Source organism: Streptomyces sp. NBC_00554 (assembly GCF_041431135.1).
Classification (GTDB): Bacteria; Actinomycetota; Actinomycetes; order Streptomycetales; family Streptomycetaceae; genus Streptomyces.
On the sequence record NZ_CP107799.1, the window covers coordinates 5,686,313 to 5,700,979 of the forward strand.

The window sequence follows — 14,667 nt, forward strand, 5'->3', positions numbered from 1 at the left end:
CAAGTGACCGAGGAGCAGCGGTTGTTCATCGGCGGCTCGTGGGTGGTGCCCGACCACGGGTTCTACGAGGTGACCGACCCGGCGAGCGAGGGTGTCGTCGGGCTGGCGCCGGAGGCCTCGCGGGAGCAGGTGCGGGCGGCCGCCGCCGCGGCCCGCGAGGCCTTCGGGCCGTGGTCCCGTACACCTGCCGAGGAACGCGCCGCCGTCCTCGAAAGGGCCGCCGGGATCATCCGGCGCAACCTCGTTCCGTACGCCGAACTCGCCCAGGCCGAGAGTGGCGCCACCACCGGGACGGCGCGCGCGATGCAGGTGGGCGTGGGCATGGCCCGCTTCCACCGCTACGCGCGCATCGAACCCGTCGAGCAGCCGCTGCCGCCGCAGATCAACGAGGCCGGGCCCTTCGGTGGAGCGGCCGTGATGGGCGCCCTGGCCGTACGCCAGCCCGTAGGCGTCGTCACCTGCATCACCTCCTACAACAACCCCTGGGCCAACCCGGCCGGCAAGATCGCCCCCGCTCTCGCCATGGGCAACACGGTGGTCGTGAAGCCCGCCCCGCAGGACCCCCTCTCCGTGTACCGGATGGCGGAGGCCCTGGAGGCGGCGGGTGTCCCGCCCGGGGTCGTGAACGTGGTGAGCGGTACGGGGCCGGAGGTCGGCGAGGCCGCGGTCGACTCCCCGGACGTCGACATGGTCAGCTTCACCGGATCGACCGCCGTCGGGCAGCGCATCGCCGAGGTGTGCGGGCGCGGGATGAAGCGGCAGCTGATGGAGCTGGGCGGCAAGGGCGCGGCGGTCGTCTTCGACGACGCCGACCTGGAGTCGGCGGTGTCGGGGATCGGGACGACGTTCTCCTTCTACAGCGGGCAGATCTGCACGGCGCCGACGCGGGTGCTGGTGCAGCGTGGCGTGCACGACCGGCTGGTCGAGCAACTCGCCGCGTACGCCGGTCATTTGAAGGTCGGGGATCCGCGGGAGCCGGGCACGGTCGTCGGCCCGGTCATCTCCGCGGCCCATCGCGACCGGGTCGAGTCGTACGTCGAACTCGGCCGGAAGGAAGGGGCGCGGGTGGTCGCGGGCGGTCAACGGCCGCCGTACGAGCGCGGGTTCTACGTCGCCCCCACCCTCCTCGCCGACTGCACCCCGGACATGCGGGTGGTCCGCGAGGAGATCTTCGGCCCTGTCGTCGTGGTCGTCCCCTTCGGCGACGAGGAGGAGGGCATCGCCCTCGCCAACGACAGCGACTACGGCCTCATCGACTACGTCTGGTCCGGCGACGTCGCCCGCGCCTTCCGCGTCGCCCGGCGGCTCCGCGCAGGCGGGGTCGGCGTCAACACCGTCGGCCGCAACATGGAGGCACCGTTCGGCGGCTTCAAGAAGAGCGGGGTCGGGCGGGACGTGGGGTCGTACGCCCTGCACGCGTACAGCGAGGTGCAGGCGATCGTGTGGCCGGGGTGACCTGCCCGTAGCGATGCTACGGCCAAAGGTAGCGTTGCTACCGTCTAAGTGTTAGCGTTGTTCCTGTGGGGAAGCGAAGACCGCTACCCCAGTCTCGACAGGGAGCAACGTCATGAGTGAGCAGTCCACCAGCAGTCCTACCCTCCGTGTCGCCGTCGTCACCGGTGGTTCGCGTGGGATCGGCCGTGAGACCGCCGAGCGCCTCGCCGCCGACGGATTTGCCGTCGTCGTCAATTACGCGGGCAATGAGGCCGAGGCCGACAAGGCCGTCGCCGCGATCACCGAGAAGGGCGGGCAGGCGGTCGCCGTCCGTGCCGATGTGGCCGACGAGAGCGAGGTCGCGGCCCTCTTCGACGCGGCGGAGAACACGTACGGCGGGGTCGACGTCGTCGTCCACGCGGCGGGTGTCATGGCGCTGGCCCCGCTCGTCGACCTCGACCTCGACGCCCTCGACCGGATGCACCGCACCAACATCCGCGGCACCTTCGTCGTCGACCAGCAGGCCGCGCGCCGGCTGCGCGCGGGCGGCGCGATCATCAACTTCTCCAGCTCCGTGCTGGCGCTCGCGATCCCCGGATACAGCGCGTACGCCGCCACCAAGGGCGCCGTCGAGGCCGTCACCCTGATCCTCGCCCGCGAGATGCGCGGCCGGGACATCACCGTCAACGCGGTGGCCCCCGGCCCGACCGCCACCGCCCTGTTCCTGGACGGCAAGGACGAGGAGACCATCGCGCGGATGGCCGCCCAGCCGCCGCTGGAGCGCCTCGGCACCCCCGAGGACATCGCCGGGGTCGTCTCCTTCCTCGCCGGTCCTGCCGGCCGCTGGGTCAACGGCCAGGTCCTCCGGGCCAACGGCGGCATCGCTTAAGCCCCTCAAGCCCCTCAAGCCCCTCAAGCCCCTCAAGCCCCTCAAGCCACTAAGGAGTTCTGCCATGAGCAAGGTCATCGTCATCACCGGCGCCGGGTCCGGCTTCGGCGCCCTCTCCGCCCGCGCACTCGCCCGAGCAGGGCACACCGTCTACGCCGCGATGCGTGACATAACCGGCCGCAACGCGGACCGGGTCAAGGAGGCCGAGGCGTACGCCGCCGAGCACCAGGTGGACCTGCGTACGGTCGAACTGGACGTCCTCTCCCAGGAGTCGGCCGACGCCGCCGTCGCCACGATCCTCGCCGAGGCGGGCCGCCTGGACGTGCTCGTGCACAACGCGGGCCACATGGTGACCGGCCCCACCGAGGCCTTCACGCCGGAAGAGCTCGCCGCGGTGTACGACACGAACGTGCTCGGCACCCAGCGGGTCAACCGGGCCGCACTGCCGCACCTGCGGGCACAGGGCCACGGCCTGGTGCTGTGGGTCGGCTCCACGTCGACGAGGGGCGGCACCCCGCCGTACCTCGCCCCCTACTTCGCAGCGAAGGCCGCGATGGACTCGCTCGCGGTGTCGTACGCCGCCGAGCTCGCCCGCTTCGACATCGAGACCACCATCGTCGTGCCGGGCTCCTTCACCTCCGGCACCAACCACTTCGCCACCGGCGGACACCCCGCCGAGCAGACCGTCATCCCCGCGTACGAGGAGCGCTACGCGGGCCTGATGGACCAGGTCTCCCAGCGCCTCGCCGCCCTCGCGCCCGCCGACGCGGACGTGTCCCAGGTGGCCGACGCGATCGTCGGGATCGTCGACACCCCGCACGGCGAGCGGCCCTTCCGGGTCCACATCGACCCGGCGAACGACGGCTCCGAAGAGGTCAGCCGGGTCGCGGACCGCATCCGCGCCGAGTTCCTGAAGCGGATCGGCCTGGAAGACCTCCTCGCCCCCCATCAGGGGGTCTGAACACGTGGCATCCGTTAGCGTCGCTACCGTGAGTACGAAAGCGCGCATTCTCGAAGTGGCGGCCGCGCTGGTCGCCGAGTCCCCGGACGGGGATGTCTCGACCCGGGCGGTCTGCGAGGCCGCCGGGGTCGGCGCCCCGGCGCTCTACCGCCACTTCGGGGACAAGGAGGGCCTGCTGTCGGCGGTCGTCGACCACGGCTGGGACAAGTACCTGGCGACCAAACGCCACCGCGACCCCGGCACGGACCCCGTCCAGGACCTGCGCGACGGCTGGGACACCCACACCGAGTTCGCCCTCCAGAACCCGAACCTCTACCGCCTGATGAACTCCCCGGCGATGCGCACACCCCCGGCCGCGGCCCTGGAAGCCCACCAGATCCTCACCTCGGACCTCCAACGCGCCGCCGAGCAGGGCAGGTTGCGCCTCGCCCCGGAACTCGCCGCCCAGATAATCATGTCCGCCAACGTCGGCATCGCCCTGATGCTGGTCTCGCGCCCGGCGACCTTCACCGACAAGACGGTGTCGCGGCGGGTACGGGACGCGGTGCATGCGGTGGTCTTCACACCGGAGGTGATGGCCTCGAACGAGTCGCCCGAGGCCGAACAGGAGGTACGGGTCCCCGCCACGGCCGCCCGCCTCAGCGCCCTCCTGAGCCAGTCCACGCCCCCGGGCCTCACCCCCGCCGAAACGACTCTCCTCACAGAGTGGCTGAACCGCCTCTCGAACGAGTGAGCACGAGTGAGCACGAGAAGGCCCCCACGGTCGTGCCCAACGATCTTTGTCGTTCGAGCCGGGCATTCAGGTGATTTCGGTATGACCACCGATTTAGAGCTACTTAGTATCTGGTTCCGTGACAGACGGGAAGAGCCGGCGGCGACCGGACGACCACACGACCGACGTGGTCGTCCTCGGGGCCGGGCCGGCCGGGCTCGTGCTCGGCAACATCCTCGTGGACCGGGGGATCGACTGCGTCGTCCTGGAGCGGGCCGAGCGCACGCATGTGCAGACGCGGGCACGTGCCGGGTTCCTGGCCGCCAACACCGTACGGATCCTGGAACGGCACGGTCTCGCCGAGGGGCTGCATAGGAACGGGCGGATCCACAGCACCTGCGAGTTCCGTACCGAGGACGGCCGGTTCCGGCTGGACTACAGCGGGCTCGGGGAGCGCGAGCGGCACACCGTCTACCCCCAACAGGAGCTGGTGACCGACCTGTTGGCGCGGTTCCTGGAACGCGGCGGACAGATCCGTTTCGGCACCGAGGCCCTGGCCGTACGCGACGCCGACACCGAGCGGCCCGAGGTGGCCGTGCGCGAGGCCGACGGGCGGGTCGGCCTGTGGCGGGCGCGGTACGTGGCCGGTTGCGACGGGCGGCACGGCGCGGCCCGGCGTTCACTGCCGGCCGGAACGGTTCGCCACCACCGCGATCACGGCGTGACCTGGCTCGGTCTGCTCGCCGAGGCGCCGCCCAGTCTGGACGCCGTCGGGTACGCGGTGCACGAGCGCGGGTTCGCCGGGCACATGGCCCGCACCAGCGAGGTCACCCGCTACTACCTGCAGTGCGAGCGCGGCACCCCGGCCGACACCTGGTCCGAGGAGCGGATCTGGGACGAGCTGGAGCTGCGGATGCGCGCGCGGGAGTACGGCCCGCTGCGCCGCGGGCGCGTCGTGCAGCGTTCCGTCGTAGACCTTGAGTCCGACGTGCTCGAACCGCTGCGCCACGGCGCGCTGTTCCTCGCGGGCGACGCCGCAGGTCTGATCAGCCCGTCCGCCGCGAAGGGCGCCAATCTCGCGGTCCTCGAAGCGGCGGTCCTTGCCGACGCCCTGACCGACGACCTCACTGCCGGGGACCCCCGGGGTCTCGACGCCTACTCGGCGCGGTGCCTGACGCACATCTGGCGTGCGCAGGAGTTCTCGCACTGGATGATCGGGCTGCTGCACGGCCCGTCCGGCGCGGACGGCGAGTCGCTGTTCCACAACTCCCTGCGCCGCTCCCGTCTCACCTCGCTGCGCACCTCGCGCAGCCACCAGGACTGGTTCGCCGAGCACTACGTCGGCGTATAGCCCGTCATCCCCCCAACTCCGCACCCGCGTACATCCGTACGCCCGCGTCCGTACGCCTGCATCCGTATGCGTACATCCGAACCCCGGAATGAGGATCCCCCCGCAATGATCACGGCATTGTCGGGCGATACGTCCCGCCTGCGCGCGACGGTCGACTTCGTCAAGGAACAGGACACCGCCACGCTGCTCCGGCTGCTGCTCCCCGGGCTCGACGGCCCGGAGCTGCGGGCCCTGGTGGAGCGCTGCGACTTCTCGCACGCGGCGCTGCTCGTCTTCCCGCCCGACGAGGCGGCGCTGGACGCCACGCTTGCCGACTGCGGGCTCGTCGCTGACGCGCCGCCGCGGCCGAGCGTCGTCGTGCGCGAGCGTCTCGCCGTACGGCACAAGAGGTGTGCGGCGGAGCTCGACGTCGGCATTCTGCGCCCCGCGGTGGAGTGCCTGGACGGGGCGCGGCGCTGGGTCGAGGTGTTCGCGCTGACCGTGCCGCCGGGGGCTGACCTCGACACGGTCGCCGCGCACGAGCGGGAGCGGCAGCACGAGGCGCATGTCGCCTTCGAGGTCGAGGCACCGGACCCGTTGGTGCTGCGCGGCCTGTGCGCGGTCTTCGGACGGTACGGCGCCACCCCCGACGGCGGCGGCTACAACCCGCACGAGAACGGCACGGTGTTCTACTTCACCGCGCCCGCCGAGGCCAAGACCGGGTACCGGCGCGTGGAGCTGTACGTCCCCGGCGACCACCGCGACGTCCTCGCCGCCCACCTCGACGAGCACCGTGAGCGGCAGCCCGCCGAGACCCTGCTGCGCCTGCTGACCGGGGCGTGGACGACGCAGGCCCTGGCCGCGTTCGCGCGCCTCGGGGTGGCCGACGCGATGGACGAGGAGCGGGGCGTCGGCCTGGCGGAACTGGCGCGGGACGTCGGTGCCCGCGCGCCGAACCTGGCCACCCTGCTGCGCTACCTCACCATGCTCGGCGTGGTGAGCGAGGACCGCGACGGTTTCCGGCTCACGGACACCGGCGCCCTGCTCCGCGCGGACACCGAAGGGTCGATGCGAGCGCTGGCGCTGATGTACGGGGGACCGTTCTACGAGTCCTTCGCCGGGCTCGATCACACCGTGCGCACCGGACAGGTCGCCTTCGAGCAGCGCTTCGGCGAGAACCACTTCGACCACTTCGCCCGCGATCCCGAACTCGCCGAACTCTTCGACCGGTCGATGGCCGCCGGTTCACGGATGTTCGACCCGCTGCCCACCCACCCGGTCCTCAACGCGGCGGCCGAAGGGGCCACCGTGGTCGACATCGCGGGTGGCAACGGGGAGTTGCTCGGCCGAATCCTTTCCGCGCACCCCCGCCTGCACGGCGTACTCCTTGAGCGCCCGCACACCGTCGAGGCCGCCCGCCGCCTCCTCGGTGCGGCCGGCCACACGGAACGGTGCACCTTCCGGGCCGGTGATTTCGCGGACGTACCCGCGGGCGGCGACGTCTACGTCCTGTCGCGCGTCCTGCACGACTGGGACGACGAACGCTGCCGCGAGATCCTGCGCCACTGCGCCCGCGCGATGCCCGACACCGCCGACCTGCTCGTCGTCGAACGCGTCCTGCCCGCCGACGGTTCGGCCTCGCTGGCCACGGCCTGGGACCTGCACATGATGTGCAACGTCGGCGGCCGCGAACGGCGCGCCGACCACTACGCCCGGCTGTTCGCCGATGCGGGCCTCACCCTGGTGGGCCGGGCACCGCTGCCCCTGGACGGCAGCGTGCTGCACGTCCGCAGGACCGGGGCGGTGAACACCGGATCCGAGTAGCCCTTGTCGGTGTCGGATGATCGCTTGCGTTCCTCACTCCGGCCGAATCAACTCTCCTGGCAGAGTGGCTGAACCGCCTCTCGAACGAGTGAGGGCGCGGGTGACGGGGGAGAGGCGTCGGATGACACAGACCACGTTTCGTATCGGCGGGGAACTGACCGTGGGGCGGCTCGGGTTCGGGGCCATGCGGCTGCCGACCGAGCCGGGACCGGACCGCGAGGCCGCCATCGGGGTCGCCCGGCGTGCCGTCGAACTGGGCGTCACACTGATCGACACCGCCCACCTGTACGGCGGGGGAGCCAACGAGGAACTCCTCGCCGAGGCCCTTCACCCCTATCCGGACGGGCTGTTGATCACCACCAAGGTCGGTGTGGCGCGCTCGGAGTCGACGGGGGAGTGGGGTCTCGACGGCCGCCCCGCGGTACTGCGCGCTCAGGTCGACCTGGCCCTCCGCCGGCTCCGGGTCGACCGGATCGAGCTGCTCCAGCTCCACCGCATCGATCCGGAGACCCCGCTCGCCGACCAGCTCGGCACGCTGCGGGAGCTCCGGGCCGAGGGCAAGGTGGGCCGGATCGGCCTGTCCGAGGTGAGCGTCGACGAACTCGACCGGTCGCGGGAGATCGTCGACATCGCCAGCGTCCAGAACCGCTACAACCTGCTCGACCGGGAGTACGAGCCCGTGCTCGCGGCCTGCGAGGCGGCGGGGATCGCGTTCCTGCCGTGGCGGCCGGTCGCGGCGGGGGACTTCGGCGCGCGGGCCGAGGTCGCCGCCGTGGCGTCCGAACTCGACGCCACCCCCACGCAACTCTCCCTCGCCTGGCTCCTGGCGCACTCGCCGGTCATCCTCCCGATCCCGGGCACCGCCCGCATCGACCACCTGGAGGAGAACCTCGCCGCCACGCGCCTCCGGCCGACCCCGGAGCAACTGGCCCGCCTGGACAGGCTGTTCGAGCGGGGATAGCGGCTACTTCGAGCTTCGAGCAGGGACAGCGGCTACGAGGGCACAACGAGGGCGCAACGAGTGGGCGGCGGCGCCGCGGTTCGACGTGGGGCGTCCCTACCATTCGGTGTGCAGGGGGGCCAAGCACGGTTCCCCCGGGCAGGGGGGTCTGTGAAGTCGACCGTTTTACGACCGGTGTTGCGACGCTTCGTCGGCGCTGTCGCCGCCGGCGTGGCCCTGGCCGCGACCTCGGGGTGCACGGTGCCCATCGATGCCGTCGCCGGCATCTCCGTGACCGACGACGGCCGGCTGCTCGGCGTCATGATGGTCTGCGGGCATCAGATCGACGGCGCGAGCCTCTACGTGGACAGCGCCGACGTCGACGACGAGGTGACGGTCGGTTCATGGGACGCCGACCGGCCCCTCAAGGACGGTCTCGCCACCTGGAACCTCGATTCTCCCTCCGCCGGGTGGACCGCGACCCGGTCTCTCCAACCGCTCACCGCCAAGACCACCTACGCCTTCTACGGCTGGACCAAGGACAACTCGTCCTCGTCGAGCAGCGTCTCCTTCACTCTGACCGACCGGGACCGGCTCACCCCGGGAACGGTCCGCTACGAAGACGGCTCCGGCGACGGCGACGAATCCGCGGTCACCGTCCCCTTGGCGGAGTTCAAAGCCAGGGCTTGCGAGGACAGTTGACGCCGACATCGTTCTGGACGGGCAAGCGGGTACGTCTGCGCGGTATCGAGCCCGACGACTGGACCGCGTTCATGCGCTTCGCCGTGGACGAGGAGCGGTTGGGAGACCTGCTGCAACCACCTCGCTCCGCCGAGGGCTTCCGTACCTGGGCGACGGAGCAGGCCACTTCCAAGTCCGACGGCGAATGCTTCAGGTTGGCTGTCGAAGCCGTCGAGACGGGGGAAATAGTCGGCACCGTCGGCTCGCATCACGCTGATCCACGTGCGGGCTGGTTCGAGTACGGGGTCACGATGGGCGCTGATCATCGGCGCAAGGGCTACGCGGCAGAAGCTGTGGTGACGCTGCTGCGTTTCATGTTCGCCGAGCGGCGCTATCACAAGTGCCTGGCGCGGGTCTTCGCACACAACGAGGCATCGTTGGCCCTTCATCGTCGGCTCGGTTTCGTCGAGGAGGGGCGCCTCCGTGATCACGTCTTCTTCGCTGGTCGTTACCACGATGTCGTCATGCTGGGCATGCTCGCTGACGAGTTCACGCGGCTGCACTCGATGAGTGGGCAGCTGGATTCCGCGTCGAACGCAACTCGTATTTGACAGGTCCTGTCTCGTGGGCGGTGTCTACCGGTGCGTGCGGCGTCATCGACATCGCACGCATTCTGCATGACCGCCTGGGTGAGCGCGCCGCGAAGGCCCCGACCCGTGAACTGCCCGTGTGGCTCGTACGCGCACTGGGCCTCGTGAACCCGGAACTGCGACTGCTCAAGCACCAGCTCGGCCGGGATCTCGACGCCACAAGCGCCAAAGCGGAGAAGCTTCTCGGGTGGCGAGCGCGTCCCATCGAGGACACCATCGCGGAAACCGCCGAGAGCCTCCTCGCCCACGGCATCGGGACAGGCCCTAAGGTCCGAAGCTACATAAAACCGAGGATCGAAAACCGGCACTGAGATTCAGCGCCGGGTTCTCGACCGGCCTCAGGAGCCACCACCGAGATGATCTCTCTCCGCGAAGTGCGTGACAGCGACCTGTCCACCTTTTGGGAGCACCTGTCCGACCCCTCGGCGCAGCAACTTGCCGCGTTCACAGGGAAGTACCACTACGACCGGGGGCTCTTCGACAGCCATTGGGCGAAGATCCGTTCCAACCCCGAGAACCTGATACGAACCGTAGTTGCCGACGACGAGGTGGTCGGCCACGTCTCGGTGTACGGGCCGCCGGACGAACGCGAGGTCACGTACTGGATCGACCGGGCGCACTGGGGACGCGGAATCGCCACGGCGGCGCTCACGGCGTTGCTCGAACTCGTCAGCACCCGGCCGCTGTACGCCCGCGCGGCAGCCGACAACGCGGGCTCGATCCGCGTACTGGAAAAGTGCGGCTTCGTCCTCACCGGGCACGACAAAGGCTTTGCCCAGGCTCGCGACGGTGAGATCGACGAAGTTCTACTCACCCTGAACTGAAGCCAAGGCCGTTGCCCCGGCCCGGTCAGCCGTCCGTCAGGTCCACCCGTACCGTCAGCAGGTTCGTCCCGAGCGCGGCCACCGCGACGCTGTTGAGCCGTGGCAGGGACCTGAGCCGTTCGCGGGCGTCGTCCTGGGTCAGCAGGTGGGCCGTGCCGTGGTGCCAACGTCCCTTTACGCGGACCCGGACGCTCGGGTCGGCCTTGATGTTCCGCACGTACTGCGACTTGTCGCCGTACTCGGACACGATCCAGAACTCCGTCCCGACGCGGCGTCCGCCGACCGGGGTTCGGCGGGGCAGCCCCGACTTCCGCCCTGTGGTCTCCAGGAGCGTCTGGAACGGCAGCAGTTTCGTGACCGGGTTGCCGATCCGCCGCTGGAACGACGTGACCAGCCGGAACTTGAGATCGTGATCGCGGGGCATGTGGGGGCGCTTTCGTTGGGGCCCGGGGGCGGGGCGGTTCAGGACTGGTTCTTCTTGAGCGCCCGGAGAAGGGCGCCGAAGATGTCGGGGTGGGTCGAGAGTATGGCTCGGGTGGGGTCGCTGCTTTCGGTGAGATGGATCGTTTTTTCGGTGGCGGCGACGTGGAGGCACGCGTCGCCCTCCTGGCAGTAGGACGAGGTCTGCCAGTCATGCGTGGACATGGGGCTCCTTCACAGGTCTTGGGCGATGGCGTGGATCAGGTCCCGGGACTTCTCAGGGCTGAGAGCAGTGGCCTCCACTACGTCGAGCAGGTTCCGGTACTTCTCCAAGAGTGCTTCGGCGTCCAGGAGTACGGGACCGTGGAACTGGTCGAGTTGAGCGGTGTCGAGCTGTGGGACAGGGCCGTGCAGGTAGTTGATGGACTGGCCTGACCCAGGGAAGGCCCCGACGTCGAATGCGAGTACGCGCACGGTGATGTGCTCCTGCTCGCTCATGTCGAGCAGGTGCTGAAGCTGGGCGCGTGCTACGTCCCGGCCGCCGACGCGCATGCGCAGGGCTGCTTCATGGATCACGGTGCGGTAGGGGATCGGATCGGCCCGGTAGATGACGTCTTGCCTCTTGATGCGATGCGAGACGCGGTGTTCGACCTCGGGAGGTGTGGGGGCGGGGATCACGTGGCGGAAGATCTCGCGGGCGTGGTCATGGGTCTGAAGCAATCCCGAGACGTGGGTTGTGTACGCGGTGCGCACGGCGGTGGCGTGGTGCTCCAGTTCGGCGAGGTCGAGCAGGCCCGATGGCAGGACCTCCCGGTACGACTCCCACCAGCCACGCGTCTTGTCGGTCGCGATGTCGACCAGGGCTTCGACGAAAGCCTGGTCCGAGCAGGTGTACGTGTTGGCCATCGCCCTGAGACGGTCGGGGCTGACCCCGAATCGGGCCGACTCGATGTTGCTGAGTTGCCCCTGACTGACCCCGAGTGTGCGGGCTGCCTCAGTTGCCGTCATGCCCGCTCGCTCGCGCATCTTGCGCAGCTCAACGGCAAGCCGGATGCGGCGGGCCGACGCCGAGGGCTTGGGGGGCATGTGAACTCCTCTGGCTCTACGCCGAGTTGGGATGTCACTCACACGAGGGAAGTCTCTCGAAGTTTTCTCGGATTCGCCAAAAGTTATTTGTGCGTGCCCTACCTTCGTTCCCAGGCGCCCCGCCCGGGAGTACCCCGCTCGACGGAGCGGCATCGTCACTGGGCTCCGCAGACCAACGACCCCAACTCCCTCTCGTGATCGGAAACTTCCATGGCAACCGTATCCCCGCCCTGGTCCTACACCCTGCAACTTCCGCACGATCCGCGGGCTCCGGGCATCGCCCGGGGAACCCTCAGGCTGATTCTGGCCGCCCATGAGATGTCCGAACTCGCCCCCACGGCAGAGCTGTTGGCGACGGAGCTGCTCACGAACTCGCACCGTCACACCAGTGGCCCGTACGCCCTGCGGGTCCTGTCGACCGAGTCGGACCGGCTGCGGGTCGCCGTATGGGACTCCGACCCGAGAGTCCCGCCCGGCTTCAGCGACGTACCCCCGCAGGCCGCGGAAACCGCCGAGCACGGCCGAGGCCTGCACCTCGTACGGGCCTGCGCCGACACGTGGGGCGCGTCCGTGCTGCGCGAACTGGGCGCGTCGAAGGGCGGCAAGCTGCTGTGGGCCGAATGCGGCGCGGGGTGACGGTCTGGTGTCACCCCGCCTTCGCCGGGTCGATCCCGTGCAGGGTGGCGGCGGCCACGGCCTGCTGCACGGCGCAGGCTTCCTGCTCGTCCGCCGGGGCGGCCCACAGCGGTATGAGGCGTGACGCGGAGGACGAGGAGTCCATACGCAGGTAGTGACAGACGTCGTTGATACGCAGGGCGACGAGGTACAGGTCATCGCTCTCGGCCTTCCCGGAGACCTTGCTTACGGTGTTCCCGGCGCCGACCATCCCCCTCTCCTTCAGGAAGTCCGTGGCGCCCTGCGGGGTGTGGGGATATCCCGAGGTCGTCATTGCCCGGTACGCGTTCGTGCCGGTGGGCTGCCGTGAGAGCAGTACGCCCATCTGCGCCGCGAGGCTGCCGGGCGTGCCGTCGGCGCGCGTGGCCGGGCAGGTCGTGGCGGACTGTTCCACGCTGTGTGCGCCGAGACTGAAGGTGTAGCGGTAGCAGCGGACGGGGTAGGCGTCGGCGGCGACGGTCTCCTTGCCGGGCGGCACAAGCCCCAGCATCACCGTCGCCGTGTGCACGCTGAGGCTGCCGGGCTCACCCTTCGCCGTGCCGGAGCTCAGCACCGCTCCGCCGTGCGCCTCGACCTGAGCGACGATCGTGCCCTCGGTGAACTGGCCCCCGTAGGTCCCACCCCCCGAGTAAAAACCGGCGTTCAGGTCCTGGCGGAGGGCCTCGGCGACATCGGCGGCCTGTCCGTCGACGGCGGACGTGTCCGGAGCGTCGCCCCTTTGGTAGAGCAAGGTGCCGCCCACTCCCGCGGCCCCGGCGACGAGCGCTGTCACCGCGAACAGCAGAGCCTGCAACGCAGCGCCGCGCTTCCGCACCGCCCCGGAACCGGGCGGCCGGTCCTGCTGAGCCTCCACAACGTCCGTCGCCATGTCTTCCCCCTGCCGGTTGGCCGCCTCAACTCGCGTGCTGCCGCCGAATACTGCCAGTTGCCGGTGCCACCCAATTTCTTTTTACTGATCGTTTCAGAATGCTTTTCGGAGCCGCCCAAGGCAGCTCATGCACGGCGGCGGTACTTGTCCACAGGCCTTCCGGAAGCTGATCAACTGGGCGTAATCTCCGTGCCACACAAGATCTTCACGCCACGGTCAGGGGGAGGCCGCATGCAGCGCAGTTCCACGCCGCTCGCAAGGACTTTGGGGGCGACGGCCCTGTTGTCGACAGCCGTCGCATGGGGCGCGGCCGCCTTCCGGTACGACCTGCACGGCCCCCGCTGGGACGTTCTCGTGCCGCTGGTCCTGGCGGCGGTGTCCGTCGTGGGCTGGCTGCTGGCCTCTCGGTCGGCACCACCCGCGAAGTTGCTGCCGACGACCGCTCCTCCCCGGGCGACGATCCCCGGCAAGCTGGGAGTGCTGCGCCGTGACTGGGGGCTCATCGCGACGGCCTACCTCATCGTCTGGACACCGTACGTGGCGGCCAACAGCGCCTACGACGGCCGGGGTTCAAAGCTCGGCGCCGTGTACTGCCTGCTCACCTTCGTCCTCGGCGCCGTGCTGTCCGTGGTCAATCTCATCCTGGTTCAGGGCAACCTCGGCCGTATGCAGCACATGCTCAAGAAGGACGCCGCCGCGGGCGGTGTCCACGCGGTTCGCGTCCGGTTCGATACCCCGGTCCTTGAGACGTACCGGTACCCGACAGGGCAGGGTGTCGGCAAGATCGCCGCCGCCACCACCTACGGCGTCGATCTGGTGGACGAGGGTGCCACCGACACACAACGGACCGTCCGGCTCCAGGCCATGACGGGGGCCGGCCACAGCGACACCGTCGGCAACAAGCACCTCGTCCATGCCGCCGCCCGACTCGTGGGCCACGACGGCTGGTTGTGCTGGCCGACCCGGTGGCGGGACATCGCGGGCACGAACAAGGAGCGCACGGTCTCGGCAGCCTTCGTCTCCGACTCCGGTCACGTGGTCTGGGGCATGACGCAGGAGGACGACCACTCGTACTACCTGCGCGCCGGTGCCGCACCCGTGTGCGAGACGGACCCCTCGGTCGCCGTCGCACCGCTTGCCCGTCCGTCCCGGTACCTCCCGAACGAGCACGCCTACCACCTGCGCATCGCGGCGGTCGGCGCCCTCCTCGCCGTACCGTTCCTGCTGGATGTCGTCCCGTACTGGGCCGCCCTGCTGCTGGGCGTGCTCTCGGGGGCCGTGGGGCTCCTCGCGGGAGGGACGATGGACAGCGTCAGCATGGACAAGGAAGGGTGGACCGTGCGCGAGAAGTCCCATCCGTCGCTGCGGTGAGC

The 14,667-nt window shown here is 69.9% G+C and carries 16 protein-coding genes and 1 pseudogene; 13 read left to right on the forward strand and 4 right to left on the reverse strand.

The features are described from left to right. The first annotated feature begins 3 nt into the window (after window positions 1-3). From OG266_RS25100 to OG266_RS25150, 11 genes and pseudogenes are all read left to right on the forward strand, one after another. Window positions 4-1,455: an aldehyde dehydrogenase family protein gene (locus OG266_RS25100; protein WP_371548543.1), complete on the forward strand. Its 1,452-nt coding sequence runs from the start codon at window positions 4-6 to the stop codon at window positions 1,453-1,455. A 112-nt stretch (window positions 1,456-1,567) separates the two neighbouring features. After that, the gene (locus tag OG266_RS25105; protein WP_371548544.1) at window positions 1,568-2,323 is read left to right on the forward strand and encodes an SDR family oxidoreductase; all 756 of its coding nucleotides are present in this window, start codon (window positions 1,568-1,570) and stop codon (window positions 2,321-2,323) included. A 64-nt stretch (window positions 2,324-2,387) separates the two neighbouring features. Further along, window positions 2,388-3,284: an SDR family NAD(P)-dependent oxidoreductase gene (locus OG266_RS25110; protein ID WP_371548545.1), complete on the forward strand. Its 897-nt coding sequence runs from the start codon at window positions 2,388-2,390 to the stop codon at window positions 3,282-3,284. Window positions 3,285-3,312: 28 nt separating this feature from the next. Next, window positions 3,313-4,017 (forward strand): TetR/AcrR family transcriptional regulator, encoded by a 705-nt coding sequence (locus OG266_RS25115; RefSeq protein WP_371548546.1) that lies wholly within the window; start codon window positions 3,313-3,315, stop codon window positions 4,015-4,017. A gap of 166 nt (window positions 4,018-4,183) precedes the next feature. Continuing rightward, window positions 4,184-5,347 (forward strand): 4-hydroxybenzoate 3-monooxygenase, encoded by a 1,164-nt coding sequence (locus OG266_RS25120; RefSeq protein WP_371552941.1) that lies wholly within the window; start codon window positions 4,184-4,186, stop codon window positions 5,345-5,347. A 105-nt stretch (window positions 5,348-5,452) separates the two neighbouring features. Continuing rightward, a complete protein-coding gene (locus tag OG266_RS25125; protein ID WP_371548547.1) occupies window positions 5,453-7,150 on the forward strand; it encodes a methyltransferase in 1,698 nt (565 codons plus the stop codon). A 121-nt stretch (window positions 7,151-7,271) separates the two neighbouring features. Beyond that, window positions 7,272-8,111, forward strand: coding sequence for an aldo/keto reductase (locus OG266_RS25130; protein ID WP_371548548.1), 840 nt, complete (start codon window positions 7,272-7,274; stop codon window positions 8,109-8,111). A 150-nt stretch (window positions 8,112-8,261) separates the two neighbouring features. Further along, complete coding sequence (locus OG266_RS25135; RefSeq protein WP_371548550.1) at window positions 8,262-8,792, forward strand: hypothetical protein; 531 nt, start codon at window positions 8,262-8,264, stop codon at window positions 8,790-8,792. Beyond that, a complete protein-coding gene (locus OG266_RS25140) occupies window positions 8,789-9,382 on the forward strand; it encodes a GNAT family N-acetyltransferase (RefSeq protein ID WP_266459900.1) in 594 nt (197 codons plus the stop codon). Before OG266_RS25135 ends, OG266_RS25140 begins: the two co-directional genes overlap by 4 nt. 41 nt (window positions 9,383-9,423) lie before the next feature. Next, window positions 9,424-9,732: pseudogene (locus OG266_RS25145) on the forward strand (hypothetical protein); the annotation flags it as partial. A 45-nt stretch (window positions 9,733-9,777) separates the two neighbouring features. Continuing rightward, window positions 9,778-10,245 (forward strand): GNAT family N-acetyltransferase, encoded by a 468-nt coding sequence (locus tag OG266_RS25150; RefSeq protein WP_371548552.1) that lies wholly within the window; start codon window positions 9,778-9,780, stop codon window positions 10,243-10,245. Between the two features lie 25 nt (window positions 10,246-10,270). On the opposite strand, the gene OG266_RS25155 is transcribed toward OG266_RS25150, so the two are convergent. The 3 genes from OG266_RS25155 to OG266_RS25165 are packed head-to-tail and all read right to left on the reverse strand — an operon-like array spanning window position 10,271 to window position 11,751. Beyond that, a complete protein-coding gene (locus OG266_RS25155) occupies window positions 10,271-10,669 on the reverse strand; it encodes a nitroreductase/quinone reductase family protein (RefSeq protein WP_266459906.1) in 399 nt (132 codons plus the stop codon). Between the two features lie 38 nt (window positions 10,670-10,707). Further along, complete coding sequence (locus OG266_RS25160) at window positions 10,708-10,890, reverse strand: DUF397 domain-containing protein (protein WP_371548553.1); 183 nt, start codon at window positions 10,888-10,890, stop codon at window positions 10,708-10,710. A 9-nt stretch (window positions 10,891-10,899) separates the two neighbouring features. Further along, entirely contained in the window at window positions 10,900-11,751 is an 852-nt protein-coding gene (locus OG266_RS25165) for a helix-turn-helix transcriptional regulator (protein ID WP_329547044.1), read from the reverse strand. A 210-nt stretch (window positions 11,752-11,961) separates the two neighbouring features. Between OG266_RS25165 and OG266_RS25170 the strand changes: the two genes are divergently transcribed. Then, window positions 11,962-12,387: an ATP-binding protein gene (locus tag OG266_RS25170; protein ID WP_266459918.1), complete on the forward strand. Its 426-nt coding sequence runs from the start codon at window positions 11,962-11,964 to the stop codon at window positions 12,385-12,387. Between the two features lie 10 nt (window positions 12,388-12,397). On the opposite strand, the gene OG266_RS25175 is transcribed toward OG266_RS25170, so the two are convergent. After that, complete coding sequence (locus OG266_RS25175) at window positions 12,398-13,294, reverse strand: hypothetical protein (RefSeq protein ID WP_371548555.1); 897 nt, start codon at window positions 13,292-13,294, stop codon at window positions 12,398-12,400. A 231-nt stretch (window positions 13,295-13,525) separates the two neighbouring features. Here OG266_RS25175 and OG266_RS25180 point away from each other — a divergent pair, with 231 nt between their 5' ends. Further along, entirely contained in the window at window positions 13,526-14,665 is a 1,140-nt protein-coding gene (locus OG266_RS25180) for a hypothetical protein (protein WP_371548557.1), read from the forward strand. Window positions 14,666-14,667 lie beyond the last annotated feature (2 nt).